The sequence below is a fragment of the Nigerium sp. genome (genome assembly GCF_039811905.1).
Classification (GTDB): domain Bacteria; phylum Actinomycetota; class Actinomycetes; order Propionibacteriales; family Propionibacteriaceae; genus Propioniciclava.
Genome location: NZ_JBDHZL010000043.1, coordinates 1 through 20,266 on the forward strand (window position 1 = coordinate 1; position 20,266 = coordinate 20,266).

The following is a 20,266-nucleotide window of genomic DNA, read 5'->3' on the forward strand; positions in this document are numbered from 1 at the left end:
TCCTCGTCGGCCAACTCGGGCTGTCGCTGCTCACCATGGTGCAGATCACGCAGTACAACACCCGGGCGGTCGCGCGCGTGCTGTCCATCATCGTGCTGCTCGCTCTGTTGGAGCGGGTGATCCGGCCGGCATGCCGACCGGAGTTCTGGCGCGTCCCCGGCGGCTGGCGAACACTGCTCTCCCGCGAGGGCAGCCCCTAACCAGGCGCCTGCGGGGCGTCCGGTGAACGCCCGGCCTCGCGGCGCTCAGCCAGGGACACAGGTGCGCTTGCAACCAGGCCGTGACGCGCGAACTCCCGAGGGCATGATTTCGTGGGTTATGCTTCGTGTCGCTAACGCGGGTGACCCCAGCCCGCCAACGAGTCCGACGGAACTCGCGACCGGAATCCGTCGCTGGACCACATGCAGAAGTCTTCCGAGGGGTTTCATCATGACGGAAACGACTGCGGCGACCCATCGCCGCCGCTTGTCGCGCTTTACCGGACGCGGCTACGACAAGGGGCGCAGCGTCCCGACGATCGCGGCCTGGCTCCTGGTCGAGCCGCTACAGCGGTCGATCCTGTGCCCGCCGTCGGTGCGGGCGAAGATCCTGCGGGCGTTCGGGGCGTCCATCGGCGAGGGCACCAACATACGTAACGACGTCCGCATCCATTGGCCGTGGAAGCTCACCGTCGGCGACCACTGCTGGATCGGCGTCGGGGCCTACCTGCTCAACCTCGAACCCATCACGATCGGCGACGACGTCTGCATCTCGCAGCAGACGTTCCTGTGCACCGGGTCCCACCACGCGGACGACCCGGCCTTCGAGTTCGACAACGCACCCATCGTCGTCGGCGACGGCGTCTGGGTCGCCGCGCGGGCCACGGTCCTGCGCGGGGTCACGATCGGTCAGGACGCCGTGGTCGGCGCCACGGCGCTCGTCACCCAAGACGTCCCGGCCGGCGCCCGCGTCGTCGCCCCACGAGCCGAGTCGCGATGAAGATCATCCAGGTCGCGACGCTCTTCACCCCCGAGAACGCCTACGGGGGGCCCACCACCGTCGCCCTCGGCCACTGCCGCGCGCTGCGCGAGGCCGGCCACGACGTCGTCCTCGCGGCGGCCGCCCAGGGGTATCCGGGCAGCCTGCCGACGTCGATCCAGGGCGTCCCCGTCAAACTGTTCCCCGCCCGGCGGGTCATCCCGAAGGCCGGCTTCGCGGGCCTCACCTCGCCCGGGCTTCTCGCCTGGCTGCGCCGCCAGCTCGCCGACACGGACGCCGTGCACGTCCACCTCGCCCGCGACCTCGTCACCCTGCCCGCCGCCGCCCTCGCGCTGCGGGCAGGCGTCCCACTGTTCGCGCAGACGCACGGCATGATCGACCCGTCGTCGAACCCGCTCGCCGCCCCCCTGGACGCCGCCCTCACCAAGCGCGTCCTTCGGCAGGCCCGGCGCGTCTTCTACCTGACCGACGTCGAGGCCGACGGCATCCGCGCGGTCGCGGGCGACGGCGTCCCTCTCGAATATCTGCGCAACGGCCTCGACGCGCGCGACGACGTCGCGGCTCGCCAGCCGACCGACGCGCCCGGCGTCCTGTTTCTCGCGCGTGTCCAGGAGCGCAAGCGGCCCCTTTCGTTCGTCCACGCCGCGACGGCGCTCGCCCCCGAGTTCCCGGGAGCGACGTTCCGCATGGTCGGGCCCGACGAGGGCGGCGCCGGGGACGCCGTGCGCGCGGCGATCGCGGCGTCCGGTCTCGGCGACCGGCTCGCCTGGACCGGCCCGGCCAACCGCGAACAGTGCCGTGCCGCCATGGACGCCGCCGACCTCTACGTGCTGCCGTCGGTGAACGAGCCCTACCCGATGGCCGTCCTCGAGGCGATGGCGGCCGGCCTGCCCGTCGTGATCACCGACACGTGCGGCCTCGCGCCGGCGGTCCGCGAGGGCGGCGCCGGGCTCGTGACGACGGCCGACCCCGACGCCGTGACCGACGGCGTCCGCACCCTGCTTGCCCACCCCGAGCAACTGCACGAGGCGTCCGAGAACGCGCTGCGGCTCATCCGCGACCAGTTCTCGATGACGCCCATCACCCACCAGCTCGTCCAGGCCTACGGAGATTGACCCGTTCATGAACATCCTGATCGTCGGCGTGAATTACACCCCTGAAGTCACCGGGATCGCGCCGTACACCACCGCCATGGCGGAGGGCCTGCGCAACGCGGGCCATCGCGTGCGCGTCATCACCGGCGTCCCCCACTACCCGCAGTGGGAGAACTTCACGAACTTCTCCGGGCTCACCCGCACCGAGACCATCCGGGGCGTGCCGGTGCGCCGGGTCGCGCACTACATCGGCCACGGCGGGACCGGCCTGGGCCGCATCCTGCAGGAGGTCTCGTTCGGCGTCATGGCGGCCCTGCAGCCGTGGGGCCGCCCGGACGCCGTCCTGTGCGTCAGCCCCGCCCTCATCGCCAGCGGCATCGTCGCGGCGCGGGCGAAGCTGACCCGCGTGCCCGTCGGCGTCTGGGTGCAGGACCTCTACAGCAACGGCATGCGCGAGATCGGCGAGCGCGGCCTGCAGTCGCGGCTGCTGTGGCGGCTCGAATCGGGGGTGCTCCGCTTCGTGGACGGCGTCAGCGTCATCCACGACCGCTTCGCCCGGCACGTGACCGACGACCTGGGCGTCCCCGCCGAGCGGGTCTCGGTGTCGCGCAACTGGAGCCATCTGGTCGGCGGGGAGACCGCCGACGTCCACGAGATCCGGCGCCGCTACTTCGGCAACGCCCGGGTCGTCGCGCTGCACACCGGCAACATGGGCGCGAAGCAGGGCCTCGAGAACGTCGTGGACGCCGCCCGCCTCGCCGAGCGGCGCGGCTCCGACGTCGTGTTCGGCCTGGTGGGCAGCGGGTCGCGCCGCGAGATCCTGGAGCGGTACGGGCGCGGGGTGAAGAACCTCGTGTTCGTCCCGTCGCTGGAGGATCCGGAGTACCGCGCCATCCTCAAGTGCGCCGACGTCCTGATCGTCAACGAGAAGCCCGGGCTGCGCGAGTCGGCGGTGCCGAGCAAGCTCACGTCCTACTTCGTCCAGGGGACGCCGGTCGTCGCGGCCACCGAGGCCGACTCGGTGACCGCCGACGAGGTCAGGACCGCCGGCGCCGGGCCGGTCGTGCGGCCGGGGCGTCCGGACGAACTGCTGGACGCCGTCGAAGAAGTCGCCGGCAGCGACGGCACACAGTTCGGGGCGAATGCGCAGCGGTTCGCCGCGGAGAACCTGACGGCGGCGTCCGCGATCTCGCGGGTCGAGCGATGGCTTCGGACCTTGTCACGGGGTGGACGGACCCCACTGCAGCCCACGGCGTCCGAGCGTCTCAGCGAGCGATCCATGCGCTGACCATTGTTAGTTGATCGCTCACTTACCCGCGTATAGTGGTCCCCGGACCACCGCTGACGGGGCACGCGATCGACGGACCGAAACGACGCGTGCGTGGCGGGCAGCCTGACCACCTGACCCTCTCCCACGGCACTACATCCGCATCACTACCCAAAGGAGTTGGGGGGATATGGCCAAGAAGGCCCTCATCACCGGCATCACAGGTCAAGACGGCTCGTACCTGGCAGAACTTCTGCTCGGCAAGGGCTACGAGGTTCACGGCCTGATCCGCCGGGCGTCCACGTTCAACACGCACCGCATCGACCACCTCTACGTCGACCCGCACAAAGAAGACGCCAAGCTGTTCCTGCACTACGGCGACCTCTCCGACGGGGCGCGGCTGGTCACGCTGATCGGGGGCATCCGGCCCGACGAGATCTACAACCTCGCCGCGCAGAGCCACGTCCGCGTGTCGTTCGACGAGCCCGAGCACACCGCCGACACGACCGGCGTCGGCACGGTGCGGCTGCTGGAGGCCGTCCGGCAGTCGGGCGTGATGCCGAAGTTCTACCAGGCGTCCACCTCGGAGCTGTTCGGCGCGACGCCGCCCCCGCAGGGCGAAGACACCCCGATGTACCCGCGCTCCCCGTACGGGGCCGCGAAGATGTACAGCTACTGGATCACCAAGAACTACCGCGAGGCCTACGGCATGCACGCGGTGAACGGCATCCTGTTCAACCACGAGTCGCCCCGGCGCGGCGAGACGTTCGTCACGCGCAAGATCACCCGGGCGGTCGCGGCCATCAAGGCCGGCAAGCAGGACAAGCTCTACATGGGCAACATCGACGCCATCCGCGACTGGGGCTACGCGCCCGAGTACGTGGAGGGGATGTGGCGCATGCTGCAGACCGACGAGCCCGAGGACTTCGTGCTCGCCACCGGCGCCGGCTACTCGGTGCGCGATTTCCTGCAGTTCGCGTTCGAGGCCGTCGACCTGGACTGGCAGGACTACGTCGAGTTCGACGACCGCTACCTGCGCCCGACCGAGGTGGACGCCCTCATCGGCGACCCGTCGAAGGCCAAGGCGAAGCTCGGCTGGGAGGCCAAGGTGCTCACCCCGCAGCTCGCCCGCATCATGGTGAACTGCGACCTGAAGCAGCTCACGGTCAACGGACGCGTCTGGGTCGACTACCCGAACGAAGACATGGCGGCCACCGCCCAGTACGCAGTGAGGAAGTGACCATGGACGTCAGCTACGACGGCAAGCCCCTCGACCGGGCGTCCCGGACGTACGTCGCCGGGCACCGCGGCCTCGTCGGATCGGCGATCCTGCGCCGGCTCGAGGCGGACGGGTTCAGCGACCTGGTGACCCGGACGTCCGCGGAACTCGATCTCCGCGACCGCGACGCCGTGTTCGCCTTCTTCGCCGAAACCAAGCCCCGCTACGTGTTTCTCGCCGCGGCCAAGGTCGGCGGGATCATGGCGAACAACACCTACCCGGTGGACTTCCTGTCCGAAAACATGCGGATCCAGGTGAACGTCATGGACGCCGCCCTCGAGCACGGCGTCGAGCGGCTGCTGTTCCTGGGGTCGAGCTGCATCTACCCGAAGCTGGCCGACCAGCCCATCCGGGAGGACAGCCTGCTCACCGGCCACCTCGAGCCCACCAACGACGCCTACGCGATCGCGAAGATCGCCGGCATCGTGCAGGTGCAGGCGGTGCGGCGGCAGTACGGGCGTCCGTGGATCTCGGCGATGCCGACCAACCTGTACGGCACCGGCGACAACTTCTCGCCCACCGGCTCGCACGTCATGCCGGCGCTGATCAGGCGGTTCGACGAGGCGAAGCGCTCGGGCGCGGAGTCCGTGACGAACTGGGGCACCGGGTCGCCGCTGCGCGAGTTCCTGCACGTGGACGACATGGCCGACGCCTGCCTCCACCTGATGGACCACTACGACGGCCCGCAGCAGGTGAACGTCGGTACCGGCGAGGACATCACGATCAAGGAGCTCTCCGAACTCGTCGCGCGCGTGGTCGGGTACGAGGGCGAGCTGGAGTGGGATTCGTCCAAGCCCGACGGGACGCCGCGCAAGCTGCTCGACGTCAGCACCCTCGCCGACGCCGGCTGGACCGCGAAGATCCCCCTCGAGCAGGGCATCGCCGACACCGTGGACTGGTACCGCGCGCACCTGGCCGACATTCGCCAGTAGGCGTCCGGCGGGCTGACCGGGTGGGCGTGCCGACGCCCACCCGGTCGGCGGATCACTCGCCGCGCAGGACGTCCCCCGGCGTCGCGACGAACGCCTGCCCCTCGCCCGTGACCTGAATCCGCGCATCCTGCGCGGAGATGAACGCTGAACAGCCCTGATCGAGCGGCAGCCGGACGCCGTCGGCGTCCGTCAGCAGCAGCGACCCGCCGGTCACCAGGATGATCCGCGGCGCCCCGTGCGCGGGCAGTTCGTCGATGCCGCGGGCGTCGACCTCCAGCCGCCACACGTCGAACTCCGGGCAGGCCGACGGGTAATCGACGACGCCGTGGGCGACCTCGGTCCCGGCGATGATCTCGGGCTCGGCCTCGAAGTCGAGGACGCGCATCAGTTCGTCCACGGCGACGTGCTTGCCGGTGAGGCCGCCGCGAATGACGTTGTCGGAGTTGGCCATCACCTCGATGCCCGTGCCGCGCAGGTGCGCATGGATGACGCCGTCGGGCACGTACAGCGCCTCCCCCGGACGCAGCGTCACCCGGTTCATGAACAGCGCCGCCAACACGCCCGGATCGCCCGGGAACTGCGCCTGCAGCTCCCGGGCGGTGCCCTGGAGCTCGCGGGCGGCGTCCGACCAGCCGGGCTCGGGCACGGCCTGCTGGATCGCCTCGACGAGCTCGTGCGCGGGGTGCTCGTCGTCCATCACCGACCGCAGCAGGTCGGCGTCCACGGCCGGCCTGGCGAACAGGCCGGCGCCGAAGGCGTCCTCGAACGAGTGGCGTAGCCCGAACTCGTCGAGCACGCGGCCCAGCTCGCCCAACGGCCGGAACCCGACCAGCGCCTGCATCTCCGACAGGGCGACCATGATCTCGGGCTTGGGCCAATCGTCCTTGTAGACCCGCTCCGGATCGTTGCGGGGGATGCCCAGCGATTCCTCGCGCGCGTAGCCGCGCTGGGCGCGCTGGCGCGAGGGATGCGTCTGGATCGACAGCGCGGACGCCGCCGACAAGATCTTCATCAGGAACGGCAGGCGCGACCCGTACACGATGGCCGATTTACCGAGCTGCCGGGGCTCGCGCTCCAGCAGGGCGTCGAGGCTCTCCGCCCCGTCGGCCCCCACCGTCGACGGTGCGAGGGGATGGGCGCCGAGCCAGTACTCAGCCACCGGGGTACCGTCGGGCTCAGTGCCCAGGATCGCCGGAATCGCGTCGGGCGTGCCCCAGGGATAGTTCATCACCGTCCCGTGGATTTGCTGCATTGCGTGGTCCTCTCCGAAGAGATCACGCATCTTATCGTGGCCGCCACTGGGGCGGTTGCACGCCACGGCGCCTCCGGGCACGGATCCCGGACGCCCGCCTCAGCCCCGGGACGCCTCCTGCCGCACCCGCTCCACGAGCTGCATCGCCGCGACGCCGTCGCCGAGCGACACGGCCGGAGAGGCCCCGTGCGCCACGACGTCGAAGAAGTGCCGCTGCTCGCGGATGAGCGGCTCGCCGTTGTCGAGGAACGGGATCTCGGTGGTGCTCGTCTGCCGGAACCGGACGGTGCCCCCGTCGTCCACGAACTCCATCCGCTCCATGCGGTGCACCGACACCTGCTGGCGCACCAGGTCGGCGACCACGACGGCGTCCGGGCAGGTCAGGACGACCTGGCGGTCCTTCATCTGCCCCGCTCGGCTCGCCACGACCAGGCTCGTCAGGCCGCCGTCCGTGGTGAGCAGGGCCGAGCACGTCTCCTGGTTGCCGGCGCCCCACTGGGCCGAGCAACGGGTGATGTGATCGTGGCCGTCGCGCGCCCGGGAGATCGCCAGCAGGAGGTCGAGGTCGTGCACCATCAGGTCGCTCACGACGTCACCCAGGGCCCGGCCGCCGGCCGGACCGACCCGCCGGAACTCCACGTGCTGCGCCTTCGGCGCCCACTTCAGCAACTCCGACACCGCCGAGTTGAACCGCTCGACGTGCCCCACGACCACGCGGGACTCGCTGTCGCGCGCCGCATCGAGGATGCGCTGGGCGGAGCCGAGCTCCTGCGCGACCGGCTTCTCGAGCAGCACGTGGACGCCGCGGTCCAGCAGCGGCAGCACGACCTCCTCGTGCAGGTCGCTCGGCACCGCGACGATCGCGGCGTCGAGGTCGGCCTTGGCGAGGTCGCGTGCGCGGAACCCGTTTCGACGGGCAACTTCTCGCGCCTTGTCCGAATCCACGTCGCCGACGTAGACCTCGCTCCACTCGCGCAGCGCCCGCGCAGTCCGCACATGGTTGCCGCCCATGACGCCCGCGCCGAACACGCCCAAGACAGTCATCAATGCCCCCCAGCATCAGAAATAGTCCCGCGCATTATTTCACGATTGTTATTCGCGAGGCATCGCCGTTCAGGGGCGGGACCCTCCCGCGCGGGGGCCGGGGCGAACGTCACGCCCGTGGCGGACGAGCCGAGCCGCCGAGCCGGGTGTCACCAGCGCACCTCAGGACGTCGGAGACGGTCGCCCAAACCGGTCCGACCGGTGCCGAGTGGTGCGCTGGTGACACCTCGGCCAGCGCAGACCCGCCTCCCGGCCGAGATCAACCACGTCTGTGTCCGGCGCGCTTCGCGGGCGACTCTGACGTCGCGCGCCTACTCCTCGTCGAAGGAGTTGATCATGAACTGCGCGGCACGAGTGACGTAGTCGCGCAGCTCGTGCTCGTCATCGGGCGCGAGGGCGAGGGAATCGATGGCCGCGTTCATGTGCGTCAACCAGCGGTCGCGCTGCGCGGGCGTCACCTTGAACGGTTGGTGCCGCAGCCGCAGCCGCGGGTGACCGCGCTGCTCGCCGTAGGTCTTCGGGCCGCCCCAGTACTGTTCGAGGAACATCCGCAACCGATCCTCGGCCGGACCCAGGTCCTCCTCGGGGTAGAGCGCGCGCAGCGGCGGGTCGTCCGCGACCCCCTCGTAGAAGCGCCGCACCAGCCGCCGGAACGTCTCCGCGCCGCCGACCCGCTCGTAGAACGTCCGTTGATCTGTCACCCGGCCAGTCTTTCAGACGGGCCATCTGGACGCCCCCGCCCCAGCCCCCGGCCGGCGATCGCTGCAGGGCGCCCTTGCCCCCGCCGCCATCGGGCAGGGATGATCGCGGGTGTCCCTTGCGCCCCGCGGGGCCAGACGACGGAGGAGCAACCATGGAGTGGCGCGACCTGTCTTCCGACGAGGAGCAGACGCTCGCTGCGGTCATCGCCCTGGGTGCCTATCGGACGTTCGAGGGCGCCGACCCGTCGGGCGTCCACGCGCTCACCGGGCAACTGATCGGGCTGCGGGCGGCACCGGGGGCGTCCGCATGGCAACTGGCGCTCGATCCGGGCGAGACGACCCCCGTTGACCTGCCTGACGGCCCCCTGCCGGGCCGCTACTTCGACGGCGACGGGCTGGACCACGAGATCGTCGTCTCGGTCACCGACGGGCGCCTCTCGGGCCTCGAACTCGTCAATCACGACGGCACGACACCGACCCGTTGGCCAACCGCGGAGACGGTGCGCCCCTGGGGCTGACCCGATAACGGGCCAAATGCGTCAGCCACGTTACGGTCTCCCACGAGTTCGCCGGATCCCCGGACGCACCCCGATGGGTGTGACAGCATCCCTCCATCCCCCACTCGGGGCCAGAACTGAAAGACGATGGCCGTCCTGGCGGTAGTCGAACGGCCGGACCGATCGTTCGCGCGTCCATTGCCCTCAGGAAGGTCCGCGGCATGAACTTCGCTCAGGGGTTGTCGCTCGCGCTTCTCGGCGTGTGCCTCATCGTGGCGGTCTGGCGCCGCATCAACATCGGCGTGCTTGCGCTGGCGTCGGCGGTGATCATCCTGCTGGCGTCGGGGGTGAGCGTCGACAAGATGTACACCACCTTCCCGGGCAACCTGTTCACGCTGATCGCCGGCGTCTCGCTGCTCTTCGCGCACCTGGAGAAGAGCGGCGCGCTGCGCGCGTTCGTGGACGCCACCTTCCGCACGGTCGGCGACCGGACCTACCTGCTGCCCTGGGCCTGCTTCCTCATCGCGGGGGCGCTGTCGTCGATGGGGGCGTTCTCGACAGCCCCGATCGCGCTCATGGTGCCGGTGGTCGCGTTCGTGTCGGTGAAGTATCCCCGGAGCTTCTTCATCAACGAGTTGGGCGTGGTCATCGGGGCCAACTCGGCGGGCCTGTCGCCGTTGAACCCCACCGGCGCGACGCTCCATCACGCCCTCAGTGAGATCAACGTCGCGTACAACACGTGGGGAGTCTGGGCCATCTCCGTGGCGACCGGCGCGGTCGCCGTCGCGGCCCTGCAGGCGATCGAGGCCATCCGGCGGCGGCGGGGGGCGTCCTTCATCGCGCCGGCGATCCCGAAGGACGCCTCGTCGCCGGACGCCCCCCAGGCCGGCAACCGCACCTACGCCATCGCGTCGGGCTGCATGCTGGGCTTGTTCATGATCGTCGTCGTCGTGTTCAAGTTCGACATCGGGACAACCTCGATGTTGGCCGCCCTCCTGCTGCAGATCGTTTTCCGGCCGAGCGAGCGCGAGCTGATCGCGCGTGTGCCCTGGAACGCGATCCTCCTGCTGTGCGGCCTGCTCACCTACCTCGGCCTGATCAAGCAGATCGGCACGATGGATGTCATCCAGCAGGTCCTGTCCGGCATCACCATCCCCGCGCTGCTCGTGCTGATGCTCGCCTACATCACGGCCCTCTTGTGCAACATCGAGTCGTCGACGATCGGCGTCCTGACGCTGATGGCCCCGATCGTCGGGTCCGCGCTGGGGGCGTCCCCGTCGATCATGCTGATCGTGGCCGCTGTGGCCGCGCCCGCGGCCCTGACGGTGATGAACCCGGTGCACGTCGCCGGCACGCTGATCGTCGCCAACACGATGGAGGACCAGCAGTCCCAAGCTTTCGGACGCCTCTTCGCCATCGCCGTCGGCTGCTCCGTGATCGCACCCGGCATCCTGAGCGCCATCGCGATCGCCACGCTGTAGCGAAAAACGAAGCCGGGCCAGGAGCATTCTCCTGGCCCGGCTTCGTGTGGCGCGCTCGGAGGGATTCGAACCCCCAACCTTCTGATCCGTAGTCAGATGCTCTATCCGTTGAGCCACGAGCGCCCGGACGCTTCATCAGCGACCGAGAAAGTAGCTTACTCCCCTCCCCTGGGTCGCGCCAAACCGGGCGACCCAGGAGGTGTGCGGCGGCGTCCGAGCGATGTCCTCGAGGCAGGGTGAAGGGACTTGACCCAAATCTCGCGATGTTGTGCGAAGCCGACGCGATTCGTGCGCGATCTAGCCGACCTCAGCCGAGGCGAGGGGGATGGGCTCGAACATGGGCGGCTCCTCCTCGGGGAAGAGCGCGGTCGGGCCCCAGACCCAGTCTGTGAACGCCCAGGGCGTCCGACCCCATCAGCTTGGGCAGCCACGTGCCCAGCCCGTACCAGGTGAACAGCGTGAATATGGACGCCGCCGCGAACATCGCCGTCGCCAGCATCCAGCGCTTGGAGAACAGACCGGCGAGCCCTCGGGGACGCGGCGAGGTGGACTCGGCCTCCGCCTCGGTGGACGTCTCGTCGTGCGCCGAAACGACCTCTTCGAGAGTGTGGTCCACACCCCACTGGGCGGTCACGCGGCGCGCCTCATCCTCCTGCCCCTTCGAACGGAGCCACGACGGCGACTCGGGCATGACGAACCAGGCAACGGCCAAGATGAGCAACCCGACGCCGGCCAGCGCGTACATGGAGCGCCACCCCGGGTTGGGGAGCATCACGAGGCCGAGAAGGGCGGCGACCGAGCCGCCGATCGGGATGCCCGACATGATGATCGTCGACACGAACGAGCGATACTTCACCCGGACGAACTCGGCGGTGATCGCGTTGGCGGAGGGCACGAGGCCGCCGAGCCCGATGCCCGCGACGAAGCGGAGGATTCCGAACACCTCGCGGTTGGGCGCGACGTAGATGAGGATCGTAAAGACATGAAGACGAGGCCGCACGCGAGGACGGTGTTGCGGCGTCCGAGCCGGTCTGCGATGTCGCCGGCGCCGAGCGCGCCGAACAGGGCGCCGACGAACACCAGCGAGCCCATGAAACCTGCGGCGGTGCCATCGAGCCCCCACGGCTCGCGCATGATGTGCGGGAGAGTCGTGCCGTACACGATGAGGTCGTAGCCGTCGAGGACCACGATCAGCCAACAAAGAAGGATCACCAGCCAGGCCGGACGCAGGCGCCCGGTCTTGGCGGCGTCGGCAGCGGTGCCGGAGTGCGTCGTTGTCATGTCAACTACTTTCAGCACTGCTGCCCAACCGGCGGAACGATTTTCTGCAGAGCAGAAAATCCCTCATCAGCTACGTGCGATGCTGAAGCATGGTCTCGCCCGCTCGTCCAACAAAAGACCGACCGCCCTACGCGATCGCCAGCGTCGACCATGCGCTGCGCCTCGCCTCGCCTCGCTCCTACAGCTCGAGGGGCGCACCACCGTCTCGGACGCCGCCGCGCGGCTGGGCGTCGCACCCTCCACTGCGCACCGGCTGCTCGCGATGCTGGTCTACCGAGACTTCGCCGTGCGCGACACCCGCGAGTACCGGGTCGGCCCCCTGCTCGCGGCGGTCGACCATGCCCCGTCGGGGACGGCCGAGCTGCGCGAGGCCGCACGGCCCCACATGGAACGCCTCATGGAGCGGTTCGGCGAGACCACGACGCTGACAGTGCGGTCGGGACGGACGGCCCGGTTCCTCGCCGAAGTCGAGTGCGGTCGGTCGCTGCGAGTGGGGCACCGCGCGGGCATGGTCTTCCCAGCCCACCGCACCTCCGGCGGGCTCGCGCTCCTGGCCGAGCTACCTGACGACGAGGTGGCCGCGCTCTACGCCCCCGACCGGCTCACGCGCGGCGAGGAGGCCCCGGACGTCGCCACCGTGCTGCAGCACGTCCACGCAGCCCGCGACCAGGGCTTCGCCCTCAACAACGGGCTGTCGGAGCGCGGCATCCTGCCCCTCGGCCACGCGATCCGGGACGCCGGAGGGACGCCCGTGGCGTCGATCGGCATCGCGATGCCGGCGAGCCGGTTCGAGCCCTCCATGGTGCGCCCGATGGTCGCCGAGCTGCGCCAGGCTGCCCGCGAGATCGGCGGCCAACTCGAAACCTGAGCGAGGTCTGCGCGTGAGCGACATGCCCTCGGGGCAGATCGGCCGGCGCGAACGCCTTCCTTCGCGACTGAACGAAGTTGCAGCAATCAAGTGGACGGATGCACGCCCGACCAGTTACCTTGATATCGAGATTCACCGACCCTGCACCTTCTGACCCGCGCGGGTAGGGATGATGAGAAGATGAACTCAAGCGGTTTACCGGGTCAATGAAGCTCGGCGCCGACGCGAGGCGGCGCTCTGAGCGAGCGAACAACGAGGAGAGCACATGACCGTCGACGCCACGCAAACCAATATCAACAAGCCGTCCAACGCACCCGAAGACCTGGTCACCTGGGTCAACCAGATCGCCGAGCTGACCAAGCCCGAGCGCATCTATTGGTGCGACGGCTCCGTTGAGGAGCGTGACCGTCTGTACGCGGAGATGGTCGAGGCCGGCACCTTCATCAAGCTGAACGAGGAGAAGCGGCCGAACAGCTACCTCGCCCGCTCCGCGCCCTCCGACGTGGCGCGCGTCGAGTCCCGCACGTTCATCTGCTCGGAGAAGAAAGAGGACGCGGGCCCCACGAACAACTGGGCCGACCCGGCCGAGATGAAGAAGACGCTGCAACCGCTGTTCGACGGCAGCATGCGCGGCCGGACGATGTACGTCGTCCCGTTCTCGATGGGTCCCCTGGGCGGCAACATCTCGAAGCTCGGCGTTGAGCTGACCGATTCGCCGTACGTCGTCGTGAACATGCGGATCATGACGCGCATGGGCGCCAAGGCGATGGATCTCATCGCCCAGGGCGAGTACTGGGTGCCCGCCGTGCACACCGTCGGCTACCCGCTCGTGGACGCCGACGGCACCGAGCGCGACGACATCGCGTGGCCGTGCAACGACGAAAAATACATCTGCCACTTCCCCGAGACCCGCGAGATCTGGTCGTACGGCTCCGGCTACGGCGGCAACGCACTGCTGGGCAAGAAGTGCTACGCCCTGCGCATCGCGTCCGTCCTGGCGCGCGACGAGGGCTGGCTCGCCGAGCACATGCTGATCCTGAAGATCACCGACGAGAAGGGCCGCGCGTTCCACCTGACCGCTGCCTTCCCGAGCGCCTGCGGCAAGACCAACCTGGCCATGCTGCGGCCGACGATTCCCGGCATGACAGTCGAGACGGTCGGCGATGACATCGCGTGGATGCGCAAGGGCGACGACGGGGGGCTCTACGCCATCAACCCCGAGGCCGGGTTCTTCGGCGTGGCGCCGGGTACGTCCGAGAAGACGAACCCGACCGCCCTGCACGCGCTCGACCACGACGTGATCTTCACCAACGTCGCACTGACGGACGACGGCGACATCTGGTGGGAGGGCATGACCGACGAGAAGCCGGCCCACCTGATCGACTGGCAGGGCAACGACTGGACGCCGGAGTCGGCGTCCCCCGCGGCTCACCCGAACAGCCGGTTCACCGTGGCCGCCGACCAGGCGGAGTCGATCTCGCCGAGCTGGGACGATCCGAAGGGCGTCCCGATCGACGTCATCCTCTTCGGCGGACGCCGCGCCACGAACGTGCCGCTGATCAGCGAGTCGTACGACTGGGAGCACGGCGTGTTCGTCGGCGCCACGGTGTCGTCCGAGCAGACGGCCGCGGCCGAGGGCGCGGTCGGCTCGCTGCGTCGCGACCCGTTCGCGATGCTGCCCTTCTGCGGCTACAACATGGCCGACTACTGGGCCCACTGGCTCCGCGTCGGTGAGGATCTGGGCGCGAACGCCCCGAAGATCTTCCAGGTGAACTGGTTCCGCAAGGACGAGAACGGCAAGTTCCTGTGGCCGGGCTTCGGCGACAACGCGCGTCCGATCAAGTGGGCCCTCCAGCGGGTGGCCGGCGAGGTGGACGCCGTCGAGGCCATCTCCGGACGCCTGCCGCAGCCCGACGATCTCGACCTCTCCGGCCTCGACATCGACGACGCCACGCTGGAGAAGATCTTCGATCTCGACCCGAAGGCATGGTCGGCCGAGGCCGACCTCACCGAGGAGTACTTCGCCCAGTTCGGCGAGAAGCTGCCCACCGAGCTCGTGGGCCAGCTGAAGGCCCTGCGCGAGCGCATCAACGCCTGACAGGCATTCGCGGACGCCGGCGGCCGCACCCCTCGCGGGTGCGGCCGTCGGCGTCCTGGTCGTGTGAAGGGCACCCGTGGCGCGGGGCCTTCGTGGTCAGATTCCGGCGGGTATTGAGTCGTGAGGCCCGCGCGACGACACCGGGGGCGTCCAGAATGGCAGGGTGCGATTCGTTCCTACGGTGGTGCAGGTGGGGCTGGCGGCGGCCAGCGCGATCCTGCTGCTGCTGGGGCTCTCCGGGCTGGCGCTCAATCCGGTGGACTGGCTGCAGGTCGGGGCGTTCACCGTCATGGCGGTCGTGGGGGCGGCGCTGCTGGAGCGACGCTTTCTCGTCGCCGTGACGCCGACGATGCTCCGCGCGGGCGCGGAGCGCATCCCGATCGCGGCCATCATCGACGTGTCCGTCGAGACGGACGCCGACTCCCCGGTCGCCCTCCACCGCGTCCTGGTGAACCACGCTCGAGGCTCGACCATCCTCCGCGGATCCACCGAGCTCCGCTGGGACGCCGCCGATCGCACCCGCGCGACCCTGGCTCGGCTCATCGACGAGCGGAGGGGTGCGGCCGGACGCGCCTGACGCACGCCCTCAGCGCCGCCTGTCAGACGCGTCCCGACGTGCAGGCGCCGGTGTTCACCGGGCTGGTGTAGCTGCTGGCACGGTCCAGCATCGAGCCGGTGGCGCGGTCGGTGAGCGCGTAGGCGGTCTCGGTGTCGACGAGCGAACGGGCGAAGATCGTGCCCGCGACGCGTCCGTCGGTCGTGAGCAGCGGCCCGCCCGAGTTGCCGGGCCGCGCGGTGGCGTACAGGGCGTACACCTGCCGCGTGACGCCGCTTTGGCCGTAGATGTCGTCGCCGGACGCCTGAATCGTTCCCCGGACGCGAGCCGCCTCGGCCCGATACGGGCCGCCCAGCGGGAAGCCGGCGACGACGGCCGAGTCCGACGACGACAGGCTCGCCGCCCGGCTCAGCGCCGGTGCGGTCAGCCGCGGGACGTCCAACACGGCGAGGTCGAGGTCCGGGTTGAACGCGACCACACGCGCCCCCAGAGAGGGCCCGGCGCCCCGGACGCGAACGTTCACATCCGTCGACCCGGCCACCACGTGCGCGTTCGTCACGATGCGCTGCGGCGCGACGACCCAGCCGCTGCCCGACTGCTGCCGGCCGCAGCGGGTGGCGTCCGCCTCGATCCGGACGATGCTCGCCGCCGCCCGCTGGACGCCCGCGGTCTGCGCCGATCCGGCGGCCGGCGACTCCGCGGGAATGACCGGCTCCGGCGTCAGCCCGCTGAAGGCCCGCGGGAAGCCGGCGGCGTCCAGCGACTTCGTCAACTGGGACGCCCACCGCTGCGACTGGCCCGGGAGGGCGTCCTCGATGCCGTCCAGCACGTGCGAGCCGTTTACCGCCCGCGCCCACGACTGCGGCAGGACGGGCTTGAACGCCGTCCCGAGGACGCCGACCACGAGCGCCGTCACGACGAGCGCCGCGACGCTGCCGAGAAGGCTGTCGATCGTCCGGACGGCCCCGATCTTCGTCGCCGTGCGTATCCGGTACCCCACCCCGCCCAGCACCGACTGGCCCACGATCGCCGCCACCACGACCACGAAGAAGAGCACGAGCGACCGCCCGGCCTCGCTGCCCGACAGCGCGTCGACGCGCGCGATCAGCCCGGGCGCGCCCCAGAGGGCGAGCCCGGCACCGAGCACGAAGCCCAGCAGGCCCAGCCCGGTCACGAGTAGCCCGTTGCGCCAGCCCCGCAGCGTGGAGGAGATCAGGATCACGACCAGGACGAGGTCGAGGATGAGAGAGGTCTGCATGGAGGTCCTTTCATGCGGCACCCTCCAGAGTGCATGGCGATCCTGTGAGCCAGATATGAACTTGCCGGCACGCATGACGCCCCGACAACGACGAACGCCACCGGCCCGAGGGCCGGTGGCGATGCCGGACTGGCGGAGGTGGCGGGATTTGAACCCGCGATGGGGTCAACCCCCAAACCCGCTTAGCAGGCGGGCGCCATAGACCTGACTAGGCGACACCTCCTCTGCCGAGGGGCCAGCCTACCGGTGCCGCGTACCCTTGGCCAAAACGCCCGCACAACAACGGCGAATACAGTCGTCGCGGCTCATCGGGACGCGTTGTGCCGGACGCTATGCTCGCTGTGGCAGTGGTCTGTCCGCAGCACCTGTCCACCAGGCACCACCCACGGAGGCGAAGGATGAGCCCTGACCAGACGAGCAGCGGTGCACCGCGCCGCGCTCGCGACGACGGCGGCGTCCCCTATCGCTCCGGCGTGACCGCCGGCTCCGCACCCCGCCGCGCCCGTCGCGCACCCAGGCTCGATGACGAGCGGCGCGGCTTCGGGGCGTCCCTGGGCTACACGCTTCTGGGGGCGATCATTCCCGGGGCCGGCCTGCTGAGGGCGCGGTTCCGGTGGTGGGGGGCGCTGATGATCGCCGGCGCGCTGATTCTGGTCGCGGCGGCCGTGGGCACGTTCCTGTACGCGCGCGACTGGTTGATCTCGCAGGCCGTCACGCCCGCCAGCCTCACCGCGCTGTGGATCGCGCTCATCGTCATCGCCGTCGTGTGGGTGACGAGCCTCGTGGTGACGCACCTGACGCTGCGTCCGCGGGACGCCTCCGCGTGGCAGCGCGTGGTGGGCGCCATCGTCGTGGCCATCCTGTCGTTCGCGGTGACCGCGCCGACCCTGCTCGTCGCCCGGAGGGCGTACGACCAGGCCGACTTCGTCAGCGACGTCTTCTCGACGGGTCCGTCGGCGACGAAGTCCGCGCAGGGGAACCCGTTCGGGGACGCCTGGGCCGGTCAGCCCCGCCTGAACGTGCTCGTGATGGGCGGCGACTCGGGCAAGGGTCGGTCGAGCTACCTCGGCGTCCGGACGGACACGGTCATCCTCGCGTCGATCAACACGCGGACGGGCGACACGGTGCTCTATCAGATCCCGCGGCAGACGGCGCGCATGCCCTTCCCGCCCGGATCGGGGCTGGCGCGGGTGTTCCCGCGCGGGTTCACCGACGGCAACCCGCTGAACTCCGACTACTTCCTGAACTCGATGTACGACAACGCGCCGAAGATCGCCGGGCCGAACATCCTGGGTTATCAGGTGGCCAACGAGAGCGCCGAGATCGTGAAGATCTCGGTCGGCGAGGCGCTCGGCCTGCACGTCGATTACTACGCGCTCATCAACATGGACGGGTTCGTCAAACTGATCGACGCCCTCGGCGGGGTGACGGTGAACGTGAACCAGCCCGTCCCGATGGGCGGCCAGAAAGACCCCACGCGCGGCGTCGACATCCCACCCGATCGCTGGCTGCCCGTCGGCCCGAACCAGCACCTGAACGGCATGGACGCCCTCTGGTACGCCCGCGGGCGCTACGGCGTGACCGACTACGAGCGTGGCATCCGGCAGCGGTGCGTCATCAACGCCGTCATCAAGCAGGCCAACCCGGCCACGGTCGTCGCGAACTACGAAGAGGTGACCCAGGCGGGCCGCGAGATCATCCGCACCGACGCCCCGAGCTCGCAGCTTCCGGCCCTGGTGCAACTCGGGCTCAAGGCCCGCGACCAGCGCATCCGGTCGGTCGCCTTCATCAACGGCCAGGAGGGCTTCTCGACCGCCAACCCGGACTGGAATGCCGTGCGCCAGCGCGTCCGCGACACGCTCGACCCGTCGGCGGGGGGCGCTCCGACGACTCCGACGCCGACGGCGCCCGCCTCCCCGACCGCCACCTCGAGCGCGCGTTCGACGGCCAGCGGCGCCCCGACGCCCGCGATGCAGCCGCCCGTCGCCGACGTCGACGACGCCTGCGCCTACCACCCCGAGCAGTAGCCGCCCGCCTCGCAGCGGGACGCCTCGACGCGCGCGGACGGGCCGCGCGCGTCAGAGCGTCAGGATGATCTTTCCGACGTTGTCGCCGCTCTCCAGCAGCTCGTGGGCCCGCTGCACCTCGGCGAAAGGCACCCGGGTCTCGCGGGCGAGCCGGATGCGTCCGTCGGCCACCATCGGCCAGACGTCGGACGCCACGGCCGCGCAGATCTCCGCCTTCTCGGACGCTGGACGGAATCGCAGGCTGGTCGCCGTCACCGTCGCGCACTTGCCGAGCAGTGCGTTCAGGTTCAGCTCGCCCTTCACGCCGCCCTGCAGACCGATGACGACGAGGCGCCCGAGCCGCGCGAGCGACTTCACGTTGTCGCCCAAGTACTTGGCGCCCATCACGTCGAGGATCACGTCGACGCCCCGGCCGTCGGTCGCCTCCTTGAGGCCGGCGACCCAGTCGTCGTGGTAATCGAGCGCGATGTCGGCGCCGAGCTCGCGGCACAGCTCCACCTTCTCCGGCGACCCGGCCGTCGCCGCGACCCGGCAGCCGTGCTGCTTGGCGTACTGGATCGCGAACGCGCCGATGCCGCCCGTCCCGCCGTGCACCAGGAACGTCTCGCCGTCGGCGAGGTGCACGTGCCGCATGTTCGACACGACCGTCGCGGCCACCTCGATCAGGCCGGCCGCGGTGACGAGGTCGACGCCCTCCGGCGGCCGGACGACCTGCCCCGCCGGCACCGCGACGTACTCGGCGTACCCGCCACCGGCCAGCAGGGCGACGCATTCGTCACCCGCGTTCCACCCCTCGACGCTGGCCCCCACCTCGGCGACGACGCCCGCGACCTCGAGGCCGATGATGTCGGTGACGCCCTTCGGTGGCGGGTAGTGGCCGCGGCGCTGCAGGGTGTCGGCGCGGTTCACGCCGGCGGCGACGACGTTGACGAGCAACTCGCCCTCCCCCGGCGACGGCGTCGGGACCTCGGAGACGGCGAGGGCGTCGGGGCCCCCCGGTTCGGTGACGGTGATGGCTCGCATACGGCAAGCCTGCCACGGACCGTCCGGACGAGCCACGGCGAAAGCGAGCCGGCCGGCGTCCGGTTAGGATTGCTGCGCGAGTCTGGCAAGGTCGCATAGTGGACTAGTGCAGCCGCCTTGAAAGCGGCCGAGCGGAAACGCTCCGTGGGTTCGAATCCCACCCTTGCCGCGTGGCAGTGTCGACGTACTACATCAAGGCCCGGCCCCCCATCGTCCTCTACGGGATCGGGGCCGTGCTCGCCGTGCTCGGCGCCGGGCTCCTCGTGGCGTCGGGAGCGAACGGCTGGGGCGTCCTGGCTTTCGTCGGTGGGGTGCTGCTCCTGGGCGTCGGGGTGCTGTGCGCGTCCGTGGCGTACTTCTCGGCGCGCAAGCTGCAGGTGAGCGTCGCGCTCGACGACCGCGGCTACTCGATTCGCGACAGGGCGGGCTCGCACACCGGCAAGTGGAGCGAGGTGACCAAGGTCACGCAGGGCCCCGGGCGGCTCACCTTCCACAACCGCGACGGGTCGGGCTTCGCGTTGTACGACACCGGCCGGCAGTCCGAGCAGTTGGACGCCCTCGCCGCCGACATCTCCGACCGTCTCGACCGCGACCGCGGTTACGGGGGCACGCTCGTCCAGGAAGACTGAC

Annotated in this window: 18 protein-coding genes, 3 tRNA genes and 1 pseudogene; 14 read left to right on the forward strand and 8 right to left on the reverse strand. The window is 70.1% G+C overall.

Translation table 11 applies throughout. The features are described 5' to 3' along the window. The 6 genes from WMJ97_RS08830 to WMJ97_RS08855 form a co-directional block, all read left to right on the forward strand. A partial coding sequence (locus WMJ97_RS08830) for a hypothetical protein (RefSeq protein WP_347348619.1) occupies nt 1-200 on the forward strand: 200 nt, incomplete at its 5' end. Nucleotides 201-429: 229 nt separating this feature from the next. Continuing rightward, nucleotides 430-978: a DapH/DapD/GlmU-related protein gene (locus WMJ97_RS08835; RefSeq protein WP_347348620.1), complete on the forward strand. Its 549-nt coding sequence runs from the start codon at nt 430-432 to the stop codon at nt 976-978. Continuing rightward, a complete protein-coding gene (locus WMJ97_RS08840) occupies nt 975-2,093 on the forward strand; it encodes a glycosyltransferase (protein ID WP_347348621.1) in 1,119 nt (372 codons plus the stop codon). The genes WMJ97_RS08835 and WMJ97_RS08840 overlap by 4 nt, the downstream gene beginning before the upstream one ends. A gap of 7 nt (nt 2,094-2,100) precedes the next feature. Beyond that, on the forward strand, nt 2,101-3,360 hold the full coding sequence (locus tag WMJ97_RS08845; RefSeq protein WP_347348622.1) for a glycosyltransferase family 4 protein: 1,260 nt from the start codon (nt 2,101-2,103) through the stop codon (nt 3,358-3,360). Nucleotides 3,361-3,529: 169 nt separating this feature from the next. Next, complete coding sequence (gene gmd / locus WMJ97_RS08850) at nt 3,530-4,579, forward strand: GDP-mannose 4,6-dehydratase (RefSeq protein ID WP_347348623.1); 1,050 nt, start codon at nt 3,530-3,532, stop codon at nt 4,577-4,579. A 2-nt stretch (nt 4,580-4,581) separates the two neighbouring features. Next, nucleotides 4,582-5,550, forward strand: coding sequence for a GDP-L-fucose synthase (locus WMJ97_RS08855; RefSeq protein ID WP_347348624.1), 969 nt, complete (start codon nt 4,582-4,584; stop codon nt 5,548-5,550). 52 nt (nt 5,551-5,602) lie between these two features. Here WMJ97_RS08855 and manA read toward each other — a convergent pair whose 3' ends face one another. From manA to WMJ97_RS08870, 3 genes are all read right to left on the reverse strand, one after another. Next, entirely contained in the window at nt 5,603-6,802 is a 1,200-nt protein-coding gene (manA, locus tag WMJ97_RS08860; RefSeq protein ID WP_347348625.1) for a mannose-6-phosphate isomerase, class I, read from the reverse strand. A gap of 99 nt (nt 6,803-6,901) precedes the next feature. Then, a complete protein-coding gene (locus WMJ97_RS08865; protein WP_347348626.1) occupies nt 6,902-7,846 on the reverse strand; it encodes a Gfo/Idh/MocA family oxidoreductase in 945 nt (314 codons plus the stop codon). 311 nt (nt 7,847-8,157) lie between these two features. Next, nucleotides 8,158-8,547 carry a globin gene (locus WMJ97_RS08870; protein WP_347348627.1) on the reverse strand — a complete coding sequence of 130 codons (390 nt, stop codon included), beginning with the start codon at nt 8,545-8,547 and terminating at the stop codon, nt 8,158-8,160. Between the two features lie 152 nt (nt 8,548-8,699). On the opposite strand from WMJ97_RS08870, the gene WMJ97_RS08875 reads away from it, so the two are divergent. Together WMJ97_RS08875 and WMJ97_RS08880 are read left to right on the forward strand one after the other, a co-directional pair. Continuing rightward, nucleotides 8,700-9,065, forward strand: a complete 366-nt coding sequence (locus WMJ97_RS08875) for a hypothetical protein (RefSeq protein WP_347348628.1) — start codon at nt 8,700-8,702, stop codon at nt 9,063-9,065. A gap of 200 nt (nt 9,066-9,265) precedes the next feature. Then, nucleotides 9,266-10,525, forward strand: coding sequence for an SLC13 family permease (locus tag WMJ97_RS08880; RefSeq protein ID WP_347348629.1), 1,260 nt, complete (start codon nt 9,266-9,268; stop codon nt 10,523-10,525). Between the two features lie 47 nt (nt 10,526-10,572). Here WMJ97_RS08880 and WMJ97_RS08885 read toward each other — a convergent pair. Together WMJ97_RS08885 and WMJ97_RS08890 are read right to left on the reverse strand one after the other, a co-directional pair. Beyond that, nucleotides 10,573-10,648 (reverse strand) — tRNA-Arg (locus WMJ97_RS08885). Nucleotides 10,649-10,832: 184 nt separating this feature from the next. Further along, nucleotides 10,833-11,806: pseudogene (locus WMJ97_RS08890) on the reverse strand (MFS transporter). 79 nt (nt 11,807-11,885) lie between these two features. Here WMJ97_RS08890 and WMJ97_RS08895 point away from each other — a divergent pair. The 3 genes from WMJ97_RS08895 (at nt 11,886) to WMJ97_RS08905 (ending at nt 15,349) form a co-directional block, all read left to right on the forward strand. Beyond that, a complete protein-coding gene (locus WMJ97_RS08895; RefSeq protein WP_347348630.1) occupies nt 11,886-12,674 on the forward strand; it encodes an IclR family transcriptional regulator in 789 nt (262 codons plus the stop codon). 265 nt (nt 12,675-12,939) lie between these two features. After that, a complete protein-coding gene (locus tag WMJ97_RS08900; RefSeq protein WP_347348631.1) occupies nt 12,940-14,772 on the forward strand; it encodes a phosphoenolpyruvate carboxykinase (GTP) in 1,833 nt (610 codons plus the stop codon). A 163-nt stretch (nt 14,773-14,935) separates the two neighbouring features. Then, entirely contained in the window at nt 14,936-15,349 is a 414-nt protein-coding gene (locus tag WMJ97_RS08905; protein ID WP_347348632.1) for a hypothetical protein, read from the forward strand. 22 nt (nt 15,350-15,371) lie between these two features. On the opposite strand, the gene WMJ97_RS08910 is transcribed toward WMJ97_RS08905, so the two are convergent. Both WMJ97_RS08910 and WMJ97_RS08915 read right to left on the reverse strand, forming a co-directional pair. Beyond that, nucleotides 15,372-16,586, reverse strand: coding sequence for a MarP family serine protease (locus WMJ97_RS08910; protein WP_347348633.1), 1,215 nt, complete (start codon nt 16,584-16,586; stop codon nt 15,372-15,374). Nucleotides 16,587-16,716: 130 nt separating this feature from the next. After that, a tRNA-Ser gene (locus WMJ97_RS08915) sits at nt 16,717-16,809 on the reverse strand. A gap of 175 nt (nt 16,810-16,984) precedes the next feature. On the opposite strand from WMJ97_RS08915, the gene WMJ97_RS08920 reads away from it, so the two are divergent. After that, entirely contained in the window at nt 16,985-18,613 is a 1,629-nt protein-coding gene (locus WMJ97_RS08920) for an LCP family protein (protein WP_347348634.1), read from the forward strand. A 51-nt stretch (nt 18,614-18,664) separates the two neighbouring features. Here the strand turns inward: WMJ97_RS08920 and WMJ97_RS08925 are convergent, their stop codons facing one another. Further along, a complete protein-coding gene (locus tag WMJ97_RS08925) occupies nt 18,665-19,636 on the reverse strand; it encodes an NAD(P)H-quinone oxidoreductase (protein ID WP_347348635.1) in 972 nt (323 codons plus the stop codon). Nucleotides 19,637-19,720: 84 nt separating this feature from the next. On the opposite strand from WMJ97_RS08925, the gene WMJ97_RS08930 reads away from it, so the two are divergent. Together WMJ97_RS08930 and WMJ97_RS08935 are read left to right on the forward strand one after the other, a co-directional pair. Then, nucleotides 19,721-19,805 (forward strand) — tRNA-Ser (locus tag WMJ97_RS08930). A 1-nt stretch (nt 19,806) separates the two neighbouring features. Then, on the forward strand, nt 19,807-20,265 hold the full coding sequence (locus WMJ97_RS08935) for a hypothetical protein (RefSeq protein WP_347348636.1): 459 nt from the start codon (nt 19,807-19,809) through the stop codon (nt 20,263-20,265). Nucleotide 20,266: the final 1 nt, after the last annotated feature.